Source organism: Bacillus lumedeiriae, from assembly GCF_044891285.1.
In the GTDB taxonomy this organism is placed as follows: Bacteria; Bacillota; Bacilli; order Bacillales; family Domibacillaceae; genus Pseudobacillus; species Pseudobacillus lumedeiriae.
In genome coordinates this window covers 1-19,565 of sequence record NZ_JAUIYO010000009.1, presented here as the reverse complement: position 1 = coordinate 19,565, position 19,565 = coordinate 1, and the positions used below count along the sequence as shown (strand labels likewise).

Sequence of the window (19,565 nt, the reverse complement as noted above, 5' to 3'; positions counted from 1 at the left end):
AGAGTGGGTGCACATATCATCGTCGTTCCCGCGCATAAATCGGTGAAGTCCGCGCACAAACGTCGCCGGGTTGCGCATAACCGGCAACCCCGCGCATAAATGTGTCATAGGCGCGCACAAACCGGTGCCTCCCGCGCACAAATGAGTCATGAGCGCGCATAATCCAGCGAAAGGCGCGCATAAAAGTAAAAAACTCGCCTTCCGCTTTTCTATTGTCCAGCTGCAGGCGCCTTTCGCTTTTCTTAAAAGGAGGGATATTGTGTTAGAGGTGAGGCTGCATGATATTGGGGAAGGGATGACGGAGGGGGAAATTCTCCATTATCTCGTGAAACCAGGAGATCAGGTAACTGCGGATCAGCCGCTTGTCGAAGTGCAGACGGATAAAATGGTGGCTGAGCTGCCGTCGCCGGGCACTGGCATCGTGAAAGAAATCGTTGTTGACACGGGCACAACGGTTCAAGTCGGTACGACGCTGCTTTATATTGAAGCGAAAGATCATAAAGTGACGGCCGCTATTGAAGAGGTAAAAACAGAATCACCGGCTGAAAAAAAGGCCTTCGTTTCTACTTTTAACCGCGTATTGGCAACACCATACACACGGAAAATCGCCCGCGACAACCACATTAATATTGAAGACGTGACGCCATCTGATCCATCGGGCCGGGTGACAGAAGAAGATGTATACCGGTTTTTGAAGGGAATACAGCAGCCAAAAGCAGAAACTAAGGCGCCGCCAAAAGAGCATTCGGTGAAGCAGCAAGCGTCCCCGCCGGATGAAATTCCGTTCCGCGGCATACGCAGGCAAATCGCCAAAAAGATGACAAAGTCGCTCTTTACCATTCCGCATGTCACTCATTTCGATGAAGTCAATATGACGAACTTGCTGAAGCTGCGTGAAGAACTGAAAGCAGCCGGTGTATCCGTCTCTGTGCCGGCCTTCTTCGTCAAAGCGCTCGTGATTGCACTGAAGGACTTTCCGGTATTCAATGCCGAACTAGATGAAGAAAACGAAAAGATTTTGCTCAAAAAAGACTATCACATCGGCATGGCGGCCGATACGGAGGATGGTTTAATCGTTCCAGTCGTTCACGATGCGGATAAAAAGTCGATCAAAACGATTCATGATGAGATCAAACGGTTGAACGAAAAAGCGAGAAACGGAGAATTACAGCCGGCGGATATGAGGAACAGTACATTTACCGTCAGCAACGTCGGCCCGCTCGGCAGCACCGGTGCGACGCCGATCATTAATTACCCGGAAACAGCGTTGATCGCTTTTCATAAAACGAAGAAAATGCCGATCGTCAATGAACACGATGAGATTGTGATTGCCCATATGATGACGCTGTCGATGTCATTTGATCACCGCGTCGCTGACGGTGCCACGGCTGTGGCCTTTACGAACCGGTTTGCGGGTTTAATCGAGCAGCCGAACAAACTGATGCTGGAGATGATATAAATGGTGGTTGGAGAAGTCAGTCAGGAAAGAGATCTCGTTATTATCGGCGGCGGCCCGGGCGGCTATAGCGCAGCCATCCGAGCCGCCCAGCTCGGTCTGACCGTCACGTTAGTCGAACGAGAGGCCCTCGGCGGTGTTTGTTTGAATAAAGGCTGTATTCCTTCCAAAGTATTTACATACGCCGCTAAGAAACAGTGGGAAATGAGTCATCTGCAAGAGCTTGGTTTATCAGCAGGAGAAGTCACATTGAATATCGGACAGCTGCTTTCTTATAAAGAAAAAGTGACCGAACAGCTTCGAAAAGGGGTAGAAGCGCTTTGTAAAGCGAATAAGGTTGAAGTCATTCAAGGGAAGGCTGGTTTTATTGCCGAAAACCGCATCGGTGTTGAAAATGGCCACCAATTTGATATTTATGTATGTAAACAGGTCATTGTTGCGACAGGAAGCTCACCTATTTTACCTCCAGGCTTGCCGAAAAGCGGAAAGCGGGTGCTGTTGTCACACGAAATGTTTACTGTGACAGACGTGCCAGAACACTTAATCGTCTATGGAAATGACTATATTTCCCTCGAAGTGGCAACGAGTTTTCACGCTTTAGGAGCAAGAGTCACGATCCTTTTAGAACATGCAGCCGACTTTCCATTTGATGAGTCGGTGAATAAAGAATGGGACCGATTGTTTAAAAAGAAAAAAATCAACGTCGTGAAGGAAGCGTCAATCCAATCTGCAGAGGAAATGGAAAGGGGTGTGAATGTCACGTTTCTTGCCGGTGGAAAAGAGGAAATAATTTCAGGATCGCATGTATTTGTGGCCGGCAGCCGGCAGCCGAATGTGAAAGAACTAGGCATTGACCGAATCGGTGTCGAGCAAACGGATGAAGGATTTATTTGCGTAAATGGACACATGCAAACGTCTATACCTTCCATCTACGCGATCGGCGACGTGACAGAAGGGCCGCTGCTGGCAGTCAAAGCGATCAAGCAAGGAAAATCAGCAGCTGAAGCCATCGCCGGCGGCAACCCGGAAGTCGATCTCACTTTTCTGCCGGTGATTGCCCATACGATTCCGCCCATTGCCTCAGCAGGGTGGACCGAACAGCAGGCACGTGAACTAGGGATCGACATCCGCATCAGCCAATTTCCGCTCGGCAGCAATGGTTATGCTATGATTACCGGCAAAAAAGACGGCTTCATTAAAGTCATTTCCGATGCCTCAAATGACATCGTCCTCGGCATTCACATGATCGGTGAAGGAGCGATCGAACTGTCAAGCACCTTCGTCCAGCTGCTCGAAATGGCTGCAAAAGAAGAGGACGTCAAATTCCCATCCTATGCCCACCCAAGCGTAAACGAAGGCTTGCTCGAAGCAGTCGAAGGATTGATCGGACAATCGATTCATACTGTGCCAAAAAAAGAGAAAATAAAAACAAGATAACAAACGGCTGTCCTGCATGCGGGACAGCCATTTTTTTAGTAAATAAAGAGGGATGTGCGCGGAGGATCAGGATTTATGCACGGCTTTAACCATTTTCTGCACGGGAATTTATGAAATATGCACGTCGAACTAGCTTATGCTCGATTCCCCGGGCATTGTGCGCCATTTAGATACACTTCTGCGCGCTTTTGCTTGATTTGTGCGCCGAAACGAAAAAATATGCGCAGCGTCCCCTGCTCAAACAAATAACAATTTTGTTAAAAAAGGATGAAAATTTGTTATGTATCTAATAGAATAAAAGAAACGCTTTCAAAAAGAGTAAATATGAATCATAAGGGCAGGGAGAAGTATGAAAACGGCAATTATTACGGATAGTACGAGTTATCTTTCGGAAGAATTGCGCAAGCAGTTAGACATATATATGATTCCGTTGAGTGTCGTGATCGGACAGGAAGCTTACAGGGAAGAAGTAGACATGACAACGGAAGCATTTTATGAAGTTGTGCGCACAGAAGAAAAGCTGCCAACGACGACGCAGCCTCCGATCGGTGAATTCGTGAAGCTGTACGAACAGCTGGCAAACGAGTATGATGCCGTCGTCGGTGTGTATTTATCGAGCGGCATCAGCGGTACGTATCAAACATCGATCGCAGCGGCCGATCTTGTGGATGGCTTAACCGTTCATTCATTTGATTCAGGCATCAGCAGTGCACCGCAAGCCTTTTATGTGCTTCGGGCGGCAGAGCTCGCTCGAGAGGGAAAAGGCCCCGATGACATCATGAACGAACTGGAAGCGATGCGGCCATTCGTTAAAGCGTATTTTGTCGTTGATGATCTGAACCACTTAAAGCGCGGCGGCCGGTTAAGCAGCGCTCAGGCATTGATCGGCGGGCTTTTGCAAGTGAAGCCATTGCTGCATTTCGTTGACAAAAAGATTGTCCCATTCGAAAAAATCCGCACGAGCAAAAAAGCACTCAAGCGGATTGCTGACCTCTTCGGGGAGGAGTATGAAAAAGGCGAACCGCTCCAAGCCGTGATTATTCACGCCAACCGGGAGCAGGAAGCAGGCCGCTGGATGGAGGAGCTGCAGGAAAGATTTCCGGACGCAGCCTTCAGCCTCAGCGACTTCAGTCCCGTCATCGGTACTCACCTCGGCGAAGGTGCACTCGGATTTAGCTGGACGAAGAAGAACTTATAAGTCAAGGTTACCCGCCAGTTGGTCAGTAAACGGGCAAATCCCGCCCTTAAAAGGGTGAAGCTGGCTAGTATACACTGTCTCATGAAAAATAAATAATAGAAAGGAATCACGCCATGTTTGATCTTTCAACTTTGGGTACATTTATTGCAGTAGTCATTGGCTTATTTTTAATCCCCGGTCCGGCGGTCTTTCTCACGATTACCCGGACGGTACAAGGCGGGCGTAAAGCAGGAATCATGACGGGGCTTGGCATTGCGACTGGCGACTTCATTCATACCGTCTTTGCGGCTGTAGGGCTGTCTGCTATTTTGATGACGTCTGCCTTAGCTTTCAATATTGTGAAATTTGCCGGAGCCGCTTACTTGCTGTACATGGGAATTCGCGCAATCATGGAAAAGCCTGCCGATCCCGAGATGCCAAACGTGGCGCCCGTTTCACCGTTAAGTTCTTATAGCCAGGCGATCTTGGCTGAAGTGCTCAATCCGAAAACGGCTCTTTTCTTTTTAGCCTTCTTGCCGCAATTCGTGCATCCAGAACAAGGAGCATCCATGCTCCAATTTCTGTCCCTCGGCTTAATCTTTGTCGTGCTGGGCTTTGTGTACACAGCGATGATTGTACTAGGCATGCGTCCGCTCGGAAAGCTAGTGAAGCGAATCTCCTGGCTTGTCCCTTGGAGCGGCAAAATCGTAGGCACCATCTACATCGGTCTAGGATTAAAAGTTGCGTTCCAAAGCCGGTGATACGCTCTATATTTCTATGCAAAAAGGATGTCCTATTTCAAGGGCATCCTTTTTCATTGTTATTTGTAGCCTAGCCGTCGGCTAAATCCAGAATCCAGTCGGTTTCCCCGATTTACGGTCGGAAACCGCCATGATACGGTTGAGCCAGGCGGAAATCCGGTCGTCTCTCGCCACGATTCAGTCAAATCACCATAAAAAAGCATCCGCTGAACAGTCATCAGCGGATGCTTTTTCTTATTCTGCCAGCAAGTCTAGTTCATCTTTCGGCAGGTCATCGAGGTCCAGCTTTTCATCTGGCGTATTGGACGCGGATGAGGCTGATTTTACGATGTCGCCAAATCCTTGCTGTTTTAAAAGAGTAATAATTTGTGACTTAATCGGGATGTTGTTATCGACGAGATACTGCGCTTTCGAACGGATCATCTCATCGAAAATGGTACTGCGTGCAATGCCATTTTCTTCAAAAGTAATTTGTGAGAGCAGCAAATCCATGAGCGTCAGCCAATCGTAGTCGTTGCCTGTAAATTGAAGCTTGCCGTTCACTTGGTACCAAAGGTCGCCATTGGAGCGAATCCAGCTTGGATGGAGATTTTCAATCCCGCCTTTTAGCTCTAGGGCGGTTTCCAAGTAAGCGGAGTTTTTCGTCTGTTGATACGTTTCTAATAAAAATCTCATTTCGCCAAGGGCGTGATTGAGAGACACGTGTGTTTTCTGACCGCCTACAGCATAATAGTCAGCAATTAAATGACTCGTAGGTGTCACCTGAATAATATTGCCGATTTCTTTTTGCTTCACAAGGAAGTCCGCATAGCGGAGATTCGCGTCTGACAGCTGCGGAATGTTCAGGATGTTCGAAGCGTTCTTCAAGAACAGCGCCGCGTTTTCATTATGGCGGGTATCAACGTAAGGAGCGGTTGTTCCATACGCATTTTTCAGCCATGTGCTCGTGTATTCTGTTTTGAAAATAGGTGTTTTTCCAGCTGTGATGACTCCGCCGGAAAAGACGTCAAGGTCGGCAATGGCATTCACGACAAGGTCGTAAAAGTAGCGTTCTTTGTTGCCGGTATAAGCGGTTAAATAAATCCCGCCTTGCAGCCTGCCGATGTTGCGGCCATAGCCCATTTTGTAGCCTGGCTCAATCGACCATGGCAGTTTCGTGTAAGCTCCATCAGCTGTGAGCCAGTTGTTGATTGAGCTGTATTCTTTGATCGTCCGTTTAAACCATTCGTCGCGATTCGTATTGTCAGCAAACAGCTGTTTATTAGAAAGCAGGACCCAGTTTTCTGAGATCGCTTTTCCTTTCACCGACATATTTACATGAGTTGTGACGAGGTTTCGAGCGGTATCTGTGTACACTTTGTAGCTTTCCAATTCACTAGCGAGTTCGCGGAGAACAGAGCGCTGTCCGTTAGAGTAATTCGTTTGACGGTGAACGGAAAGATAATTTTTGCCGATCATCATTTCATTTGTAACGGTGCTGCCTTTTTTCGCTGATAAAATGCCTGTCGGATGCGACGTTTTGTCCACGCCAAATGTGGAGTCGTGGCTTTGATCCACTTGGCCGAATGTCGAGTATTTCGCGAGTGAATAGTTATCTGACTGCTGGAATGGCACGATAACAGAAGCAGAGTACGTATTGTCGCCGTTATGAACAAATTTCGTAAAGACGAACACATCGCCGTTATCGAGCGTTCTCAGCGTTACCCGCAGAGAGCCGAGCGGCTTAGACGCATTGCCCATATGATAGTAGTAATGAGTGTCGGTTGAGCGGATATGAGCATCTGTCGTGCGCTTGTTATATGTAAGCGGCACACCGGATGTATTCATACGCACTTTAATATATTGATAGTCATTCACCGGCACGACAACTTCTGAAGAATCAACAGGCTTCGGAATCGGCACCGGGTCTTTGCCGGCAGAGAATAAATCAAGCTTTTCCATCATGCGGTACACGAAGACAGCTGATTCACCGCGCGTGGCAATTTTTTTCGGTAAAAATTCGTTGTCGGCTGTTCCTTTAATGAGCCCATAATGAGTCATGCGCTGGACGGACTCGTAAGCATAGCGCGTAATGTCCGCTGCGTCTTTATATGTTAACTTCGCTTTCGTTGGATAATCGCCTTTCAATTGCATCGCCCGATCAAGCATGACGGCGACATCAGAACGTGTCACCGGATCATTGGCGAGCGCGTACCCTTCCGCATTTCCTAAAAGCAGGCCGGCCTTTTTAGCGGCGGCGATATCCTTATATAAACTGCTTCCGGGAGGGACATCTTTAAACGCAGAGTCCCCAGGGGGCAGGTCCAATGCCCGTACTAAAAACGCAATAAACTGGCCTCTTTTCACTTGAGCATCTGGCCGAAACGTTCCGTCGTCGTAACCGTTAATGACACCGGCATCGACAAGCGCTTGAATTTCCTTAGCGGCCCAATGATTCTTTGCATCATTAAACACTTGGGCGGACGCCTGAGCGGTATATGTGAAAAATAAAACGATCACGGCCAAACTCGCTATTAATCTTTTCATAATTTCCCCTTTCCAGATGGACTTTTTAACACTTGACATTATAACATACTAGCGATAATAGATTATGAAAAATGTAGTCAAAGTCTGATTTAGACAATATTAAGCTCATTGAGAACATCATAGTATAGCTGTTTCCTTTTTTAAAGGCTTTGTTAAATGAGCCTGTTGATTTCCGTGGGCGGTCCGGGAGCCTCCTCATCGCTATCGCTCCTGCGGGGTCTCCCTTGGATACGCTTTTGAGGGCACTGAAAAAGTCCACCTAAAATAGTGACTACACTAAACATTGTTGATTTGCGCTCCAGGCGGACGCTTTCCGCGGGGCGGGCGGTAAGCCTCCTCAGCCGCTTCGCGTCCTGCGGGGTCTTACCTGTCCCGCTAGTCCCGCAGGAGTCGCCGCCTTCCGCTCCAATCAACGGTATCTGCTTAAAACAGGAGGGAATTAAAACACTGCTTTACTCCGAAAAGGCAAATATTGAATACACAAAAGAAAACGAAATAGCGCTCGTTGCAAAGTTGAATCCAAATCTTACGCAAGGTCCACGAAAAGAAAAAGAATAGAAAAAATCGAACAAACGGCTGTCTATTTCTGTTTGAAAAACCGGTACGAATTTAAAATCGTAAGTTTTTCAGTGCCCTCCACGTTTTTCCCGCAGGAGTCTCGCACCCTCCGCTCCAATCAACAAAGCAGCAAAATCAATAATAGTTCATGAACAAAGCTTTTTAAAAGAGAAAAAAGCCCCGCTTCAACAGAGAATTATTTACCCCGCATGAACTGGCAGTAAGACCCCAATCTCAAGGCCCCAGGTTCATAGATGGGGAGCAGCTGCCAGTAAATGCCCGATCCATTCAACTAACCATCAGTGGGGGAGGAAGAAAGCCCCCACTGATGGAAGTTTCATTTTATAATAGAAGAGATCGATCAAAAAAGGAGATGAACCCATGCTTTCCTCTAATCAACCATCCTCAATCGCTACTTTTCTTTCCGGCCGCCTTCTGCTTCAAGAAGAAATCCCTTTTCCGCTTTCTGACTCCTCAGATATTCAGTACCTTCCCGGCATTTTAACGAAACATCATCGCTTTTTCTGCCAGCGATGCGGCAATGATCAAAAGGAGCGGTTTGCTGTGTTCCCGTGTGCGCGCTGTGGCCAAATGTGTTCGTATTGCCGGCATTGTCTCATGATGGGGCGCGTTGCCGGCTGTTCGAAGCTCGTTCGCTGGACGGGGGCGGAACCGCCGCACGAAGGGGAGGGAACGCTTCACTGGAGCGGCCGCTTGTCAGAAGGGCAGAGCGCGGCCTCCCATGCGGTTGTTGAAGCGATTCAACGTGACGGCGAGCAGCTTATTTGGGCTGTGTGCGGTGCCGGAAAAACAGAAGTGTTGTTCCGGGGCATTGAAGCGGCCTTGCTCGCTCGTAAACGCGTCTGTATCGCGACACCTCGGACCGACGTTGTCCTTGAACTCGCCCCGCGCCTGCAAAAAGTGTTCCCCGGTGTGAATGTCACTGCCTTGTATGGCGGAAGCCTCGACCGCCACGAGTATAGCCCGCTCGTCGTTTCTACAACTCATCAGCTGTTTCGCTTTATCGAAGCGTTTGACGTCATGATCGTCGATGAAGTTGATGCGTTTCCTTACTCGTATGATGCCTCTCTGCAATACGCTGTTGCAAAATCCCGCAAGTCCCAGTCCTCTCTCATTTATTTAACCGCCACCCCCAACGAAACATGGCAAAGAGAATGCCGGTCTGGAAAAAGACCATTCATGAAAATTCCAGCCCGCTTTCATCGCCAGCCGCTGCCCGTACCCGCGTTCAGCTGGTGCGGCAACTGGAAAAAAGCGATTGAAAAAGGCAGGATTCCAGCCAATGTGAAAGAGTGGACAGTGGAACGTTTACAAGCGGGCAAGCAAGCACTGCTCTTTTTCCCGCACATCGAATCAATGGAAAAAGCGCTGCCGCTGTTTCAGAAATTCCATCCAGCGATCGAGGCGGTACATGCCGAAGATCCCCATAGGAAAGAAAAGGTCGCTCTCATGCGTGAGAAAAAGTTGCCGCTGCTGCTGTCGACGACGATTTTGGAGCGGGGGGTCACATTTCCGAACATTGACGTTGCTGTCATTGGGGCAGAGGATGATGTGTTTACTGAAAGTGCGCTCGTGCAAATTGCCGGACGCGCCGGCCGAAGCGCTGATTTTCCTGATGGTGAGGTCCGCTTTTTTCACTACGGGAAAACGAAAGCGATGGCAAAAGCAGCTGCCCATATCCGCCAAATGAACAAAGAAGGACGCGAAAAGGGGTGGCTCGATCGATGAATGTGTGCTTGTTATGTGAAGAAGAAACAAACAGAAGCTTGAGCTGGCGCCAATTTTTCCTGCTGGACGCGCCGCCTGTTATTTGTGCCGCGTGCCGCCAGCCCTTCGAACGGATTACAGGAGAGGGGTGCCGAATCTGTTCCCGGACGGATTCCGAATTTATCACGAATGGCGTCTGCTTCGACTGCCGGCGCTGGGAAGAAGATCCGGTTTATCACGGCGTACTTGCTGCGAATCGTTCACTTTATCTCTACAACGAAGCGATGAAAGCGTTCATCGCCCGCTTTAAATACCGCGGCGACTATGTGCTCGCTCGAGTGTTTGCCGAAGAATTGAAAGCAGCGGCGAAAAAAATAGACTATGATGTTGTGATCGCTGTGCCGCTAAGTGAGGAGCGGCTGTACGAACGCGGCTTCAATCAGGCAGAAGCGCTCGCCCGGGAAGCGGGGCTCCATTTGATCGACGTTCTCCAGCGGGTCCATTCTGAAAAACAGGCGAAAAAATCCCGCGCCGAACGGCTGCAGGCTCCGCAAGTTTTTCGATTAAAAGAAAAATCGGCCGTTTCTAATAAAAAAGTCCTGGTGATTGACGATATATATACTACAGGCTCTACTCTCCGGCAGGCTGCTCACTTGTTGAAACAAATGGGAGCGGCGCAAGTGCAGGCATTGACACTTGCCCGGGGGCAGGGGAGCTGAGGGAGTGTTGGAGGGATAGACATGAACGAAATCATCAACTGTTCGCGCTGCGGCGAGCTATATATGGAGAACGCCTTTCGCGACGTATGCGCGAAATGTGCAAAGTCAGAAGAAGAAATGTATGAAACAGTGTATCGTTTTTTACGCCAGCGGGAAAACCGGGCGGCGACGATCGAACGGGTCGTGGAAGTCACAGGGGTAAAAGAAGAACTCATTCATAAATGGGTGAAAAAAGGCCGGCTCCATGCGGCTCATTTTCCGAATCTCGGCTATCCGTGTGACCGCTGTGGAGCGATCATCACAAAAGGAAAAATTTGTGGAAAGTGTACGATGGACATTGAACGCGACTTGAAACAGATCCAGCGCGAAGAAGAGTTTGAAGTAGAAAAACAAAGAGGAGAAGGACATTTGACGTACTACGCAGCGAATAAAAGAAAGTAAAAACTGGAATAGTAGAAATGACCCGATTTTCTTTCTGAAGCAGCCATGGACGTGACAATAAAATTGATAAAAATCGCCTATGAATCCGCTGTTAACTTTTTTTCCTGAAAACCGATATAATGAATAATCACATGAGAAAATCGGAAAAAAAGAAAGTGAGGGATCGACAGTGAAAATCAACCGAACCGGCGTATCCGGAATCAACCCGTACCAAAAACAGTTCCACAAACCGCACGGGCCGAAAAAACCTTCCGAAGCGCAGACAGATAAGCTGGAAATCTCTTCAGCGGCCAAAGGCATGCAGGAAGTATCAAAAATGACAAAAGAACGAACAGAAAAAATCGCACGCCTAAAGCAGCAAATCGCAAAAGGCGAATACCAGCCAAACCCCGAGAAAATTGCCGAGGGGATTGTGGATTTTTATAAGAAATAATGGAGCGGCACTCTAGGTGTAAAGCCTAGGCAGCATGCATATTCTTGAAGCAGCCGCGCACAAATGGGGCATGAGCGCGCATAAGTTCGTTATATCCGCGCATAAAATCATCACCGCGGCGCACAACACTCAAGAAATAGCGCACAAAGCGCCGCCGCTTCATTTTATTTAATGAAGAAAGCAGAGGGAGACACCATGTCTGCACAACCATTGATGGATGTACTTGATAAAATGTGCCGCCTGCATGAGCATTTGCTGGAGCTCGCAGCCAAGAAAACAGACATCATCAAACAAAACGATATGAACGGACTCGATCAATTGCTCAAGGACGAGCAGAAATACGTGGCGGCGATCCACACGATGGAACGGGAGCGGCAAAAGGCAGCCGCCGCCATGACAGGAAAAGCTGAGGCGACACTCACCGACTGCCTGGAAGCGGCAGCGGGACAAGAGAAAGAACCATTGCAGGAGCTCACAGCTAGACTAACGGAACAAGTGCTGCAGTTAAAAGAACAAAACGACCTCAACCAGCAGCTCGTGTATCAATCCCTGCAATTCGTCAACATGAGCATGAGCCTCCTGCAGCCCCAGCCCGAACAAGCGACATACACACATCCAGCGAAGGGCGCAGGACAGCGGCCGAAGCGTTCGATGTTTGACTCGCAAGTATAATCAGGCTGTTGACAAACGCTCGCTTTCTTCGTTGCTCGTCTGCCTGCGGTGCTCATGACCCTTATGGTCACTCCGCTCCTCGTCAGGCTTCGCGCCTCGAAAGACAAACGTTTTCAATCAGCCTGATGGTATTTACAATTGTAAAAGGGTCTGACCTTTTAGTTTTTAATTTAATAAAGATAGAAACGGAGGAACAGCCATGCGTTCCACTTTTCATGGATTAGAAGTCGCGAAACGCGGCATGTTCACGCAGCAAGGCGCCATCAGCGTCACTGGGCACAACATCGCCAACGTGAACACACCCGGCTACACTAGGCAGCGTGTGAACTTTGTACAAACCGAACCCTATCCGCCAGCTTCAATGAACAGACCGCAAATTCCAGGCCAAATGGGAACAGGCGTCGAAGCGGGCTCTATTCAGCGTGTCCGCGAAAGCTTCTTAGACACACAATACCGCGGCGAAACGAATAAACTCGGCTACTGGCAGTCAAAATCAGAAGCCTTAAGCAAAATGGAAGACATCTTAAACGAACCGAGCACAAACGGCCTATCCGCCGTTATGGGACAATTCTGGCAGTCGCTGCAAGATTTGAGTGTGAATCCGGAGAATGAAGGCGCACGTGCAGTTGTCTTGCAGCGCGGTGAAGCGGTTGTAGACACGTTCCACTACTTACATAGCTCGATTTCGGCGATTAAAAACGATATTGGCAGTCAAATCAGTGTCACGATCAAAGAAGTGAACTCTATCCTCGAACAAATCAGCGGCATCAACAAACAAATCAGCGAAATCGAACCACACGGCTACTTGCCGAATGATTTGTACGACGAGCGTGATAGATTAGTAGACCAGCTGTCACAGCATGTGAATATTAAAGTAGAGAAAGTCGCTTCTGGCGGGAATGCGTTGAAGATTGCAGAAGGGATTTATAAGATTTCGTTGGTCAATACAGGTGGAACTGATGTACCGCTTGTAGATGGTGATAAGTTTAACCGGATAGGTATTAAAGGCGGAATTGATAGTGATCAGGATAATATTCCAGATCAGCCTAAAGCCCCGTTAACTCAGTTTACAATTGAGAAAAATATAGAAGGGGGCACAGGTTCTAGTGAAGTTGGTGTTCTTAGTTTTTCTCAAGGAAAATTGAAGGCATTAGCAGAAGCTTATGGTTACGATGATGGAGGTACTGAAAAAGGTACTTATCCAGACATGCTTGATAACTTGGATAAGATGGCTTATACGTTTGGCAAGCTGTTTAATGAAGTTCATAAGTTAGGTTATCCAGTAAAAGGGGATCGGCCGGCGGCTGGCAGCGAAAAAGAAAACTTTTTTATTTTTGGTGCCGGTTCAGATCATAAAGGAGCAGCTTCATCGATTATATTGAATCAAAAAATTGAAGCGAGAGATATTTTGGCATCGAGCAGCAAGGATAATGCGGGCGATGGCAAAAACGCGATTAATCTTGCCAACATTTCAAGTATGATTTTGAGTGAAACAGCACAAAAATTAGAAGGTTTCACAAACACGATTGATTTGACTAGTTTAAGTGCTATTGAAAGTGGAACGATCCAATCATTTTACGAAGGAATGATTGGCCGCTTAGGAGTCGACGCCCAGCAAGCAGTACGCATGACAAAAAACAGCGCGGTACTCGCTCAATCTGTAGAAACGAACCGTCAATCCGTCAGCTCGGTTTCGCTAGACGAAGAAATGACGAATTTAATTAAATTCCAGCATGCGTATAACGCAGCCGCAAGAAACATTACAGTCGTTGATGAAATGCTTGATAAAATCATTAACGGCATGGGAACCGTAGGAAGATGAGGTAGGTGAATAAACAATGCGCGTAACACAATCGATGCTTTCTAACAATATGCTTACGAATCTATCAAGCAGCTATGACCGCCTCGGCAAGCTGCAAGACCAAATGACGACACAAAAGAAAATTACCCGGCCATCCGATGATCCTGTCGTCGCGATGAAAGGGATGACGTATCGGACGAACTTGATGGAAGTAGAACAGTATAAGCGTAACTTTGGCGAAGCGTATAACTGGATTGAAAACACGGATTCGGCTTTGGATAAGGCGACAAGTGCTCTGCAACGGATTCGTGAATTGACGGTGCAGGCAAGTAACGATACGTACGAAGGTACTCAGCGTGAAGCAGTCATGCAGGAAGTGAGTCAGCTCAAAGAACATCTCGTCCAAATCGCTAACACGAAGTTTGGAGACAAGTATTTGTTTAATGGAACGGATACGCTCAATCCGCCTGTTAAAGATAATGGCGTTACATTAGAGGTGAGTAATAACTCCAATCCTGTCAATCTAGAACTCTCTAAAGGAGTGTATATCCAAGTAAATGCGAATCCACAAAAAGCATTTACGAAAGGGTTATTTGAGGATCTAGATGGTCTGATTGCCTCATTAAAAGATGGTGGCTCTGGAACGAAAATTGGCGATTTTCTTGGGAAAATAGATGGGCATAAGGATGCGATCACTTACGAACGCGCTAACATAGGTGCCCGCTTAAACCGAATCGAATTAATGGAAGATCGGGTAATGGAGCAAGAAGTCATCGCCAGCCGTGTCATGTCTGAAAACGAAGATGTCGATATGGAACGACTCATTACCGACTTAAAAACGCAAGAAAGCGTCCACCGCGCCGCCCTAAGCGTCGGCGCCCGCATCATTCAGCCGACGTTAATGGACTTCTTAAGATAAAGTTTTTTCTATAAGGGTCTGACCCCACCCCTAATATACGATGTATAGTATATTGTTGATGTGGGGTCAGACCCTTTGGTTTAAAGTTGTCACTACAGAAACGAGGTAAAAACAATGCAGCTGCCACAAATACGCATGACCTCCCAGCAAGCACAAATTGAACTGAATATCCAGCAGCCGGTTCAATCCATTGAACAGCCGCTCGCCGAACTTGATCTGCAGCAGCCACAAGCGGATATGGAGTTGGAACGCACACCAGCGAAGCTGACGATTAACCAAACAAAAGCACGGGAAGATATGGATTTAAAGCATATATCGAAGCGGGTTGAAGAAGCGGCACAGTTAGGTTATCAAGACTGGCTTGAAGGTTTAGCGCGCGTTTCTGCAGAGGGCGACGAGCTCATGATGATTGAAAACGGCGGCGATCCGATTCCAGAACAGGCACAGCGCAACAGCGAAGGGCCGGAATTGGAGTTCAACATCGGCTGGATTCCTTCAGCCGGCGGCGTGAGTATCGACTACGTTCCGGGGAAAGTAGACATTCACGTCCAGCCGAACCCCGTCATTAACAACACCCGCCCGCAAAAGCCGATCCACAACTACCAGCCGGGTAAAGTGCACATCGCCCTAAAACAGTATGCGTCCTTATCGATTGATTTTGTGAACTTAAAATATAGAGGCATCAATTACGAACAGGAAATCTAAAAAAGGAGCGTGAACGCAATGAAAATCGCAACAAAATATCATGGACAAGTTGAGATCCAAGAAGAAGATATTTTATCGTTTCCGCACGGTATTCCAGGATTCATCGATGAAAAAAGCTTCACCCTTTTAGCTTTCCCGGACAACGATTCATTTTTCGTTCTGCAATCCATAAATACACCAGCACTGGGCTTCGTCGTCACGAACCCATTTACCTTCTTCCCTGACTATGACATTCAACTCGATGACACCACAGTGGAAGCACTGGATCTGCAAAAGCCGGAAGATGCAGCGGTGTATACAATCCTAACCGTTCGGGAACCATTTAACGAAACAACCGCCAATCTCCAGGCACCAGTAGTTATCAACATCAACAACAAAAAGGCAAAACAAACGATCCTAAACGACAGCCGCTACCAAACCCGTCATCTCATCATGCCTGTCGGCGTCGCAAAGGAGTGAGCAGAAAATGTTAGTTCTAACAAGAAAAACAGGACAAGCCATCCAAATCGGCGACGACATCGAAATCACTGTCATCAGCGTCAAAGGCGACCAAATTAAACTAGGCATCAACGCACCAAAGCATGTGGACATTCACCGGAAAGAAGTGTACTTAGCGATTCAGGAAGAAAATGAAAGTGCATCAGCGGGGGTGGAAGATATTTTTGGCTTGTTGGGAAAAGTAAATAAATCGTAAACAAAGGGGCTTCTGCAAAAGAGGCTCTTTTTGATGTCACAAACATTTCACGATATAAAGATAAAAAATTCCCTTAAAACTATTAAACTTCCCCAACGATCTCCGATATTAAACATGTAACGGGGAATAAAGGGCGGCCGACCTCAAAGCCCCGTAAAAAATTTAAGTTCACACGGACGTGAACGACACATTCAAGGAGGAAATTCACAATGAGAATTAATCACAACATTGCGGCGCTTAACACGTATCGTCAGTTGAATACTGCTGCATCTGGACAATCTAAATCAATGGAGAAACTATCTTCAGGTCTTCGTATTAACCGTGCAGGAGATGATGCTGCAGGTCTAGCAATCTCTGAAAAAATGCGTGCTCAAGTACGTGGTTTAGACCAAGCTGCTAAAAACTCTCAAGACGGTAGACTAGAAATGCCGCTCTAAGCAGTAATGCTTAGATGAACACTCCGTGAATTCGGTGGAACCCCAAACCAACCCTTTCAAGGTGGATGGTGGGCAATACCGAGCCAAGCCTAATGAATCGGTAACAAGTAGTTAGGAAGGTGTGACGGTCAGGTGGTGAGGAACCGTACCGATAACCCACCCACGAGCGCGGGGCATCCTACCGGGATGAAGATATGACCTGAACTTTATGGAAACATAAAGAAGCAGCGGATAAAAAGCCACTGCGATAACACATTTGATTTCTATGATCCAAACAGCTGAAGGTGCATTGAACGAAACACATTCCATTCTTCAACGTGTGCGTGAACTTGCTGACCAATCAGCGAACGGTACAAATACAGCTGAAGACCGTAAAGCCATTCAAGATGAAGTAAAGCAATTAAAAGAAGAAATTGATCGTATTGGTAATACGACAGAGTTTAATACTCAGAAGTTATTGAACGGTAACCTGAAATCTGCTGGCGGCGCCTCTGTTGGACAAAATACAACGACAGGTGCGACTGTTGGTAAGTTAGCAGCAGGAACAATTACTGTTTCTGGTACTCATACACTTTCAGCAGCTACATTCTCAGCAGCTTTTGTAGCTGAAACACTTAATGTTGATGGAACTGAAATTACTGTGAATTGGCAGAATTTAAGCACAGATGAGCAAAATATTATTAAAAATGGTGCTAGTGATGATGCTACTTCCCAACAAAAAGCGCTTGATTTAATCGTAAGCAAAATTAATGAGGCAATTGATCAATCTGGAAGTGGAGTTGCTCATGTAAGTGGTTATAACACTAGTGGGAAAATTACACTTACTAGTGGATCGGAAGGTACAGGTTCTAAAATTACAGCAGGAAGTGCAGGCGTATTAAAAGAAGCTATTGGAGGAGCTGGTACTTCAGCAGCTGGAACAAATACTTATAACGGAACAACTGTTGTTAGTGGTTCTAGTTTTACTGCAGATATCAACGGTGTAACAATGAATGTTACTCTTACAGCAGCAATTACAAATGGAACGACTGCCATGTCTGCTGCAGCTGATTTATTACAAACAGCACTTAATACTGCTATTACTAGTGCAAACAATACTGCAGGTGCTACTTCAAATGCCGATCCAGGTTTTATTGCCGCTGTAAAAGTTAATGTTTTAGATGATGGACGTTTTGAAATTGTAAGTGAAACAGGCCCGATTAATCTATCTGATAAGTCTGGTAAAACAACAGTAAAAGACTTAGGGTTATCTTTGGCACAAACAGACTCATCGGGTAATGGTGGAATGACGTTCCAAATTGGTGCGAATAAAGGTCAAACGATCACTTTTGGTATTAACGATATGCGCTCTGCAGCACTAGGAATTGCTAGTGTTGATGTTTCTACACAAGCTGGGGCATCTAATGCTTTAACATCTTTAGACTCTGCAATTAAATCAGTTTCTTCAGAACGTTCAAAACTAGGTGCTATCCAAAACCGTTTAGAACATACAATCAATAACTTAAGCACATCTTCTGAAAACCTAACTGCCGCGGAATCTCGTATCCGTGACGTAGATTATGCTTTAGCTGCATAGGCAGTGACAAGCACAGTCGTCCTAGCTGGTAACGGTTAGAGATCATAATCGGGTGAATTGCTGGAAAACCCTTAGAGCTTTTTTTGCCACAACGTAGTTGGAAACGACAAGCGTGAAGGTTAGAAAAAAGAAAAGATTGGGCAATCAGCAGCCAAGCTCCTGTTTCGAAAGAATGGAGAAGGTTCAACGACTAGGAAACCGTCTAAGGCAATTGCTATGACGATGAGTCCATAGGTGAAACAGTGTATCATCAGCATTGTGAATCCGAAGTGCCCGACCCCTACTAGAAAGCTAGAGGGTGAAGATATAGTCTAGTCATTTGTGAAAGCAAATGTTCGCACGATGGCGAAAGAAATGATGAACCAAACGAAGAATTCTATTCTTTCTCAAGCAGCACAAGCAATGTTGGCTCAATCTCAACAATTACCACAAGGAGTTTTACAACTTCTTCAGTAATTTTGAAAGGGCGTCTAGCTTGGTAACGAGCCAGAGTATAACTGGGTGAATTGCTGGAACTTCCTAAAGCTTTACCAACCACAACGTAACTGGAAACGGTCAGCGTGAGGGTGTGAAAATGGTGAAGATGAAACAATGGATAATCAGCAGCCAAGCTCCTGTGAGGAAACTCTGGAGAAGGTTCAACGACTAGAGAAGTACGGTCTAAGGCGAAAGCTATGGCTATGAATCTCGTAGGGCAGCAAACGCTGTTCGAAGTGCCCAGCCCCTTGGAGAACAAGGGTGAAGATATAGTCTATTCTATGATCGAAAGACATAGTGGCAAAGCAAGCCAACCAACAACCACAAGGAGTTCTACAACTTCTTCGTTAATAACTTTTATTACAATGGAGATCCTAGTTTTACTAGGGTCTCTTTTTGATCTATTTTGTTAAACTATATAAGCGTATTCTGATTTTCCGATATAGCCCACTCTCTTCACACCTATTTGAATCAGGATAAGGGGATAATTCTTGTGTCGGTTTGACAAGCTGGATGTGCATATAAATGAAGGAATTTCATAAATTGACCCTTTAGAGCCTCGAGGGATTTTGAGACACACAAAAAAGAGCACCTCCTCAAAATGTCGAACCGAGTAAGTGATCAAACTAATTCCAAGGATGGAAGAAGACTACTTATGACTATTATACGCTAAAGAATCCTGCTTGATTTGCAAGAATTATATAATTTAAAATCTATCCAACGATTTAAAACTAATCTTTCAACCATCGACATTAATCCAATTATAACGAAGAGATCATGTTTTGGCAGGCCTGTGTTCCTTTTAAATACGGAATTATAAACTTAATTCAAATATCTGAAATTTAGTGTGGTAAGCATTGGGAGGGATTTTTTGAGTTGAAGGTGATGAAAAAAAAATAGTAGCATCCGATATAATAGATAGTGACAAAATTACAGATGATCTCTAGGTATACGAAAATCTGAGTTATTATTTACTAGAATATATCAAGAATATTATTCCAAATATTAGATTTAGAAGGTGAAGGCATGTTTATTGACAGAAATATAG

16 protein-coding genes and 2 pseudogenes are annotated in these 19,565 nt (G+C 46.3%); 17 read left to right on the top strand and 1 reads right to left on the bottom strand.

The features are described 5' to 3' along the window. The first annotated feature begins 259 nt into the window (after nucleotides 1–259). The 4 genes from QYG89_RS11785 to QYG89_RS11770 all read left to right on the top strand — a co-directional run bounded on the left by QYG89_RS11785 (nucleotide 260) and on the right by QYG89_RS11770 (nucleotide 4,831). A complete protein-coding gene (locus QYG89_RS11785) occupies nucleotides 260–1,459 on the top strand; it encodes a dihydrolipoamide acetyltransferase family protein (RefSeq protein ID WP_404317539.1) in 1,200 nt (399 codons plus the stop codon). Further along, the gene (gene lpdA, locus QYG89_RS11780) at nucleotides 1,460–2,893 is read left to right on the top strand and encodes a dihydrolipoyl dehydrogenase (protein WP_404317536.1); all 1,434 of its coding nucleotides are present in this window, start codon (nucleotides 1,460–1,462) and stop codon (nucleotides 2,891–2,893) included. 349 nt (nucleotides 2,894–3,242) lie between these two features. After that, the gene (locus QYG89_RS11775; protein ID WP_404317534.1) at nucleotides 3,243–4,091 is read left to right on the top strand and encodes a DegV family protein; all 849 of its coding nucleotides are present in this window, start codon (nucleotides 3,243–3,245) and stop codon (nucleotides 4,089–4,091) included. Between the two features lie 113 nt (nucleotides 4,092–4,204). Continuing rightward, on the top strand, nucleotides 4,205–4,831 hold the full coding sequence (locus QYG89_RS11770) for a LysE family translocator (RefSeq protein ID WP_404317532.1): 627 nt from the start codon (nucleotides 4,205–4,207) through the stop codon (nucleotides 4,829–4,831). Nucleotides 4,832–5,065: 234 nt separating this feature from the next. Here QYG89_RS11770 and QYG89_RS11765 read toward each other — a convergent pair whose 3' ends face one another. Continuing rightward, nucleotides 5,066–7,357 carry an S-layer homology domain-containing protein gene (locus QYG89_RS11765; protein ID WP_404317529.1) on the bottom strand — a complete coding sequence of 764 codons (2,292 nt, stop codon included), beginning with the start codon at nucleotides 7,355–7,357 and terminating at the stop codon, nucleotides 5,066–5,068. A gap of 939 nt (nucleotides 7,358–8,296) precedes the next feature. Between QYG89_RS11765 and QYG89_RS11760 the strand changes: the two genes are divergently transcribed. From QYG89_RS11760 to QYG89_RS11700, 13 genes and pseudogenes are all read left to right on the top strand, one after another. Next, on the top strand, nucleotides 8,297–9,664 hold the full coding sequence (locus tag QYG89_RS11760) for a DEAD/DEAH box helicase (RefSeq protein WP_404317526.1): 1,368 nt from the start codon (nucleotides 8,297–8,299) through the stop codon (nucleotides 9,662–9,664). Continuing rightward, nucleotides 9,661–10,362 carry a ComF family protein gene (locus tag QYG89_RS11755; protein ID WP_404317523.1) on the top strand — a complete coding sequence of 234 codons (702 nt, stop codon included), beginning with the start codon at nucleotides 9,661–9,663 and terminating at the stop codon, nucleotides 10,360–10,362. Before QYG89_RS11760 ends, QYG89_RS11755 begins: the two co-directional genes overlap by 4 nt. A 21-nt stretch (nucleotides 10,363–10,383) precedes the next feature. After that, a complete protein-coding gene (locus QYG89_RS11750; protein WP_404317521.1) occupies nucleotides 10,384–10,803 on the top strand; it encodes a TIGR03826 family flagellar region protein in 420 nt (139 codons plus the stop codon). Nucleotides 10,804–10,972: 169 nt separating this feature from the next. Beyond that, nucleotides 10,973–11,236 (top strand): flagellar biosynthesis anti-sigma factor FlgM, encoded by a 264-nt coding sequence (flgM, locus tag QYG89_RS11745; protein ID WP_404317518.1) that lies wholly within the window; start codon nucleotides 10,973–10,975, stop codon nucleotides 11,234–11,236. 195 nt (nucleotides 11,237–11,431) lie between these two features. Next, nucleotides 11,432–11,908 carry a flagellar protein FlgN gene (locus QYG89_RS11740; protein WP_404317515.1) on the top strand — a complete coding sequence of 159 codons (477 nt, stop codon included), beginning with the start codon at nucleotides 11,432–11,434 and terminating at the stop codon, nucleotides 11,906–11,908. Nucleotides 11,909–12,107: 199 nt separating this feature from the next. Next, on the top strand, nucleotides 12,108–13,730 hold the full coding sequence (gene flgK / locus QYG89_RS11735; protein ID WP_404317513.1) for a flagellar hook-associated protein FlgK: 1,623 nt from the start codon (nucleotides 12,108–12,110) through the stop codon (nucleotides 13,728–13,730). Nucleotides 13,731–13,746: 16 nt separating this feature from the next. Beyond that, nucleotides 13,747–14,628, top strand: a complete 882-nt coding sequence (flgL, locus tag QYG89_RS11730; RefSeq protein ID WP_404317510.1) for a flagellar hook-associated protein FlgL — start codon at nucleotides 13,747–13,749, stop codon at nucleotides 14,626–14,628. A gap of 114 nt (nucleotides 14,629–14,742) precedes the next feature. Further along, on the top strand, nucleotides 14,743–15,333 hold the full coding sequence (locus QYG89_RS11725) for a DUF6470 family protein (protein WP_404317507.1): 591 nt from the start codon (nucleotides 14,743–14,745) through the stop codon (nucleotides 15,331–15,333). Nucleotides 15,334–15,351: 18 nt separating this feature from the next. After that, nucleotides 15,352–15,792: a flagellar assembly protein FliW gene (fliW, locus tag QYG89_RS11720; protein WP_404317504.1), complete on the top strand. Its 441-nt coding sequence runs from the start codon at nucleotides 15,352–15,354 to the stop codon at nucleotides 15,790–15,792. A gap of 7 nt (nucleotides 15,793–15,799) precedes the next feature. Beyond that, a complete protein-coding gene (csrA, locus tag QYG89_RS11715; RefSeq protein ID WP_404317501.1) occupies nucleotides 15,800–16,027 on the top strand; it encodes a carbon storage regulator CsrA in 228 nt (75 codons plus the stop codon). Nucleotides 16,028–16,236: 209 nt separating this feature from the next. Further along, nucleotides 16,237–16,443 (top strand): annotated as a pseudogene (locus QYG89_RS11710) (flagellin N-terminal helical domain-containing protein); the annotation flags it as partial. 286 nt (nucleotides 16,444–16,729) lie between these two features. Then, nucleotides 16,730–18,040, top strand: coding sequence for a flagellin N-terminal helical domain-containing protein (locus QYG89_RS11705; RefSeq protein WP_449727747.1), 1,311 nt, complete (start codon nucleotides 16,730–16,732; stop codon nucleotides 18,038–18,040). A gap of 342 nt (nucleotides 18,041–18,382) precedes the next feature. Next, nucleotides 18,383–18,496: pseudogene (locus QYG89_RS11700) on the top strand (flagellin); the annotation flags it as partial. Between the last annotated feature and the right edge of the window lie 1,069 nt (nucleotides 18,497–19,565).

Bases quoted from the DNA above. Each gene is read 5' to 3' on its own strand.
- lpdA (WP_404317536.1), top strand. From the start codon at position 1,460: ATGGTGGTTGGAGAAGTCAGTCAGGAAAGAGATCTCGTTATTATCGGC.
- QYG89_RS11775 (WP_404317534.1), top strand. From the start codon at position 3,243: ATGAAAACGGCAATTATTACGGATAGTACGAGTTATCTTTCGGAAGAA.
- QYG89_RS11770 (WP_404317532.1), top strand. From the start codon at position 4,205: ATGTTTGATCTTTCAACTTTGGGTACATTTATTGCAGTAGTCATTGGC.
- QYG89_RS11765 (WP_404317529.1), bottom strand. From the start codon at position 7,357: ATGAAAAGATTAATAGCGAGTTTGGCCGTGATCGTTTTATTTTTCACA.
- QYG89_RS11760 (WP_404317526.1), top strand. From the start codon at position 8,297: ATGCTTTCCTCTAATCAACCATCCTCAATCGCTACTTTTCTTTCCGGC.
- QYG89_RS11755 (WP_404317523.1), top strand. From the start codon at position 9,661: ATGAATGTGTGCTTGTTATGTGAAGAAGAAACAAACAGAAGCTTGAGC.
- QYG89_RS11750 (WP_404317521.1), top strand. From the start codon at position 10,384: ATGAACGAAATCATCAACTGTTCGCGCTGCGGCGAGCTATATATGGAG.
- QYG89_RS11740 (WP_404317515.1), top strand. From the start codon at position 11,432: ATGTCTGCACAACCATTGATGGATGTACTTGATAAAATGTGCCGCCTG.
- flgK (WP_404317513.1), top strand. From the start codon at position 12,108: ATGCGTTCCACTTTTCATGGATTAGAAGTCGCGAAACGCGGCATGTTC.
- flgL (WP_404317510.1), top strand. From the start codon at position 13,747: ATGCGCGTAACACAATCGATGCTTTCTAACAATATGCTTACGAATCTA.
- QYG89_RS11725 (WP_404317507.1), top strand. From the start codon at position 14,743: ATGCAGCTGCCACAAATACGCATGACCTCCCAGCAAGCACAAATTGAA.
- fliW (WP_404317504.1), top strand. From the start codon at position 15,352: ATGAAAATCGCAACAAAATATCATGGACAAGTTGAGATCCAAGAAGAA.
- csrA (WP_404317501.1), top strand. From the start codon at position 15,800: ATGTTAGTTCTAACAAGAAAAACAGGACAAGCCATCCAAATCGGCGAC.
- QYG89_RS11705 (WP_449727747.1), top strand. From the start codon at position 16,730: ATGATCCAAACAGCTGAAGGTGCATTGAACGAAACACATTCCATTCTT.